Below are 4,633 nucleotides of genomic sequence, written 5' to 3' on the forward strand. Positions count from 1 at the left end.
GCCGGGCCGCCGCAGCGCCTCCGCGCGGCGGGCCACCTCGGCGTAGCGGAACTGGTCGCCGGTGACGCAGATGGCCTCGCCCGCGCGGACCAGCGCGAGCAGGGCGGAGCGCCGGTCGGCCGGCGCGACCGCGTCGGCGGCGGCCAGCAGCGTGGCGACCGCGGCGGCGGGCGCGTCGCAGCGCAGCTGCATCTCGCCACGGAGCAGGTCGGCCCGGTCCTGTGCGGGCGGCGCGGCGGTCAGGTGCCGTAGCAGCCCCCGGGCCTGGTCCGGGTCGCCGGCGGTCCAGGCGCAGCGGGCCGCCGCCACCGTCAGTTCGGCGGCCCGCCCGGGATCGGCGGTCAGCTCGGCGGCGCGGCGCAGCGCGGCGGCCGCGGCGGCGCGGTCGGACGCCCCGTCCACCGCCGCCGTCAGTTCGGCGGCGAGCACGTCGGCCGGGCCGTCGGGGGCGGTGGCGTGGCGCAGCGCGCGGCCCAGCGGGCCGCCGGCGAGCGTGCCGGCCAGCAGCAGGTGCGCCGCGCGCAGGTCGGCCAGCGGCGCGACGGCGGTGATCATCGTGCGGGCGAGCGGGTGCGGGAACGTCACCCCGCCGGGCCCGGTCCGCAGCAGCCCGGCCGCCTCGGCGGGGGCGAGCGCTTCCACGGTCAGACCGGCGGACCAGGCGGCGCGTACCAGCGTGCCCGGGTCGGCGGCGTCGTCGAGCGCGGCGAGCAGCACCATCCGCCGGGTCGGCGCCGGCAGCCGGTCCAGGCGGGCCCGGTACGCGGCGGCGAGCGCGCCGTCCACCGGCGGCGTGCCGGGCAACGGCGCCTCGCCCCGCCACTGGGCCGGGGTGAGGCTGCCGGCCAGGTCGGTCAGCGCCGCTGGGCTGCCGCCGCTGAGCGTGGCCAGCGCGGCGGCCACCGGCGCGGACGGCCGGTGCCCCCGGTCGGTGAGCATCGCGTGGCACTCGTCGACGTCCAGCGGGCGCAACCGGTGCGCCGGCACGCCGTCGACAGTGGCCGGGGCGGTGGCGGTCAGCAGCACCGCCACCGGCAGCCGGCGCAGCCGGCGCGCCACGACGGCGAGCGTCCAGGCGCTCTGCCGGTCGCCGATGTCGAGGTCGTCCACCGTGCACAGCAGCGGCCGGTCCGCGGCCACGGCGGCGAGCAGGGAGCGGACCGCCGCGGCGAGGGCCAGCCGCTGGTCGGCCGGGCAGCCGTCGCCGCCGAGCACGCGGCGCAGCAGCCGGCGCTGCCGCACCGGCAGCGCGGTGTCCGCGTCCAGCACCGGGTCGAGCAGGCGGTGCAGCCCGGCGTAGGGCAGCGTCGACTCGTCGGCCAGGCCGGCGCCGGTGAGCACCGTGCGTCCCGTCGCCCACCGGCGGGCGTACGCCAGCAGGGCGCTGCGGCCGGCGCCGGGCGGCCCGTGGAACAGCAGCGCGCCGCCGAAGCCGGTCACGCTCAGCGAGGAGACGTTGATCGACGAGGTGGCGAACGGGCCGCGGCTGGCCTCCAGGATGGCGCTGGTGGGCGCCGGGCCGCGCTCGTAGGGGCTGGCGGCGCTCGCCGCGACCGGGGCGGCGAGCGCGCCGCCGGTGGCGAGCAGCGCCGCCACGGCGAACCGGGCCAGGGCACGGACGGGGGTACGGGAACGGATGGTGGTGGGCACGTCGGTCACTCCTTGCGCCGGAATTACATCGACATGGGTCAGCATCGATGCCTTCGGCGCGGCGCGCATCGGCGAAATCACCGGTCCGCGCGGGCGGCGGGCAGGACGTGGAGGCGGCGCTGCGGGCGGTCCGCACGCTGAACCGGCCCGGCTGTCACTCGGTGAACTCGCAGAAGGACAGCACCCCGTCGAACCGCCCGGCGGCGAGGTCGTCGTGGCGGATCAGGAACCGCGCGTTGACGTACTCCTCGTCCGGTACGCCGAACTGGGCCAGCGGCACCCACTCGCGCACCACCCGCTGCTCTTCCTCGTACTGAGCCACCAGCCGCTCCGCGCGGGGCAGGGAGCTCGCCTGCTGCATCCGCTCCCGGTCCGTCATGAACGTCTCGGGCGGATCCTGCGCCGAGATGGTGTAGCCGCCGACGAAGACGTCGTGCTGAATCCACCCGTCCCGCTCCGGCCAGAGCTGCTCGAGCAGCGCGCCCATCTCCTTGCGGTGCGGCAGGTCGCGCAGCAGCTTGATCTGGGTGTCGCACAGCCACTCCTCCGAGCGGTCCAGCCAGTCCGGCAGTTCCGCCTGGAGCCCGGCGTACATCTCGTGCTCGGGGGCGAGGAAACGGCCCAGGTCGGTCCCGGCGGGTAGGACGTCCACACCGTCCACCGTCTCGGCGCCGGCCGGGACGTACACGACCCGCGCGTACGCCTTCTCGTTCTCGATGCCGCAGACGTCCTGTGCGCCCTCCTGGTCGAGGAAGAACAGCAGCGTGCCGTCGGCCGGCAGGGCGAGGTCGGGCACCCGGGGCAGCGCCGCGCAGTCGAGCCGGAGCAGGAACGGCAACGGAGAGCCCTCCGGGCACGTGGGCCACGGCACGCCCACCGGCAGCCGCGGCCGCCCGCCCCGCCGCCCGGCGTGCACGCCGTCCTCACGCCGCCAGGCGTGGATCCGGAACCGGATCAGCTCCGCGAAGCGGGCCACCTCGCCCTCGGGCACGCCCTGCGCGATCGCCGCCCGCCGGAACTGCTCTCTCTCATCCATGATCGTGGAGAGTAGCGGCACCGTCCGACATGGAGGGTGGGTCAGGGCCCGGCGCGCGGCCTCGATGTCGCCGACCAGGTCACGTCGTAGCGCGCGCCGCCCACCGCCTCGGCGAACGCGGTCGCCGCGGCGGGTGACCCGGCGATGCGCCAGTCCTGCTCCTTGTCCACCTCGAACCAGATCAGCCCGATCAGGTCCGGGTACCGGGGCAGGGAGCCGAACGTCTCCCGGATCCACCGGGCCTTGCGTCCGGCGGTGTCGGCGGCGCCGGTCTCGGTGACCACCAGCGGCCTGCGGGTGACCTTGCGGATCTCGGCGATGGTCGGGCCGAAGATCTGGTCGAACGACCAGTACGTCTTGGTGAACGCGCCGGTGCCGTAGTAGCCGGTGACGCCGACCCAGTCGACGTAGTCGTCACCCGGGTAGAGCCCGGTCAGCCCGGCTGTCGTCTTGTCCCAGCGGGCGTTCGGGCTCCACACCCAGGTGACGTTCGTGGCGCCGGCCCGGGCGAAGAGGTCGTGCACGTGCCGCCAGGCCCGCACGTAGTCACCGGGGCGGTTGCCGTTGGCCCGCTCGCACCACGGATACCAGTCGCCGTTCATCTCGTGCGCGAAGCGGATCGCGACCGGGTAGCCGAGCGACCGGACCCCCTCGGCCCAGGACCGCAGGTAGGCGTCGAAGTCGCCGCGCGCGATCCGGTCCAGCCGGTAGTCCGGCTGGGTGGCCCGGAGCCGGTCGATCTGCCGGACCGCCAGGCCGGTGCGCCGGGCCGCCAGGTCGACCGTGTGGTCCCACGGCTCCCAGCCGAGCATGGGCATCATGCCCCGCTCGGCGATCCGGTCGAACAGGCTCCGGTCGAACTCGGCCGACGCCCAGTCGGCGCCGAAGAGCATCACCTGCGGCGCCCGCCCGGCCGCCTCGACGAACCGGTCGACCGGCGCGAAGTCGTGCGGTCCCTTGTCGGTCATCACCCCGAAGAACGCCTGCCCGGCCGGGGGGAACAGGCCGCCGCCCGGCGCGCCGGCGCTCGCCTGCGGCGTCGCCGGGACGCGCCCGTGCGCCGATGCGCCCGTGCCCGGGTCGCGCCACGCTCCGGGCGCCACCACGAAGGCGTACGCGAGCAGCAGCAACCCGGCCAGCGCGAGGCCCACCCGGGGCGCGGTCGGCCTCAGCACGGGACACCGCCCTCAGCCGTCGGCTGCTTCCACGCCGCCTCCGCCGACCGGCGCCGGCGGTCCCGCAGGCCCTCCACCCAGGCGATCAGCGGTGGCGCGAGCCCGGTCAGCAGCGTCAGCGCCGGCCAGATCCGCAGCAGCGGATAGTCGTGGCCGAGCGCGAAGCTCGCCGTGAGCAGCCCGGCCGCCGCCAGCGCCCAGCACAGATGCAGCCGGAACGTACGCAGGGACTCCACAGTGCGCAGCGCCCCCTTGGCGGTCACCACGAAGCCGAGCCGGCGGCGCAGCAGCGCGCCGGCCGCCGCGGCCACGTAGACCGGCCCGGCGAACAGGGCGAGCGCCATGCCGGCCATGCCCACCTCCTCGCGTTCGTGCGGGGCGATGTTGAAGCGCCGCAGCCAGAGCCAGAGCAGGAACCAGGTGCCGACGGTGGCGCCCCACAGCGTCGCCCACACCTGCGGGTCGAGCCGGCCCGCGTCGACGCCGGTCAGCAGGTAGAGCGCGGTGGCGGCGTTGCCCAGCAGCAGGCTCACCGCGACGCTCGGGTAGTAGAACTGGAGCAGGCGGTACTGCCAGCGACGGCGCGACGGCAGGTCGCGCGGCGTACGCATCTCGCGGCGGAGCAGGATCTCGCAGATCCCGGCGGCCCAGCGCTTCTGCTGGTTGAAGTAGTCCGCCCAGGACGTCGGCCCCTCACCGAGCGCCACCACGTCCGGGGTGTAGACGCCTTTCCAGCGGCGGCCGGTGGCCGGGTTGACGGCGGCGGGCACGC

General features: G+C 76.2%; 4 protein-coding genes. All 4 read right to left on the bottom strand.

Annotated elements, in window-relative coordinates:
• The coding region (locus KBX39_RS23950) for an ATP-binding protein (RefSeq protein ID WP_312247479.1) at positions 1 to 1,650 on the bottom strand (1,650 nt) is incomplete at its 3' end.
• Between the two features lie 154 nt (positions 1,651 to 1,804).
• On the bottom strand, positions 1,805 to 2,686 hold the full coding sequence (locus KBX39_RS23955; protein ID WP_113972912.1) for a DUF1963 domain-containing protein: 882 nt from the start codon (positions 2,684 to 2,686) through the stop codon (positions 1,805 to 1,807).
• Between the two features lie 41 nt (positions 2,687 to 2,727).
• Complete coding sequence (locus KBX39_RS23960; RefSeq protein WP_064445672.1) at positions 2,728 to 3,861, bottom strand: glycoside hydrolase family 26 protein; 1,134 nt, start codon at positions 3,859 to 3,861, stop codon at positions 2,728 to 2,730.
• Positions 3,855 to 4,633 (bottom strand): glycosyltransferase family 2 protein (locus tag KBX39_RS23965; RefSeq protein WP_369010121.1); only part of this gene is annotated, 779 nt, incomplete at its 5' end. The genes KBX39_RS23960 and KBX39_RS23965, both read right to left, overlap by 7 nt.

Source organism: Micromonospora sp. D75 (assembly GCF_018070405.1).
Taxonomy (GTDB): Bacteria; Actinomycetota; Actinomycetes; order Mycobacteriales; family Micromonosporaceae; genus Micromonospora; species Micromonospora chalcea.

What these genes read in the sequence shown, in the direction of transcription:
- KBX39_RS23955 (WP_113972912.1), bottom strand. Translation starts at nt 2,686, where the DNA reads ATGGATGAGAGAGAGCAGTTCCGGCGGGCGGCGATCGCGCAGGGCGTG.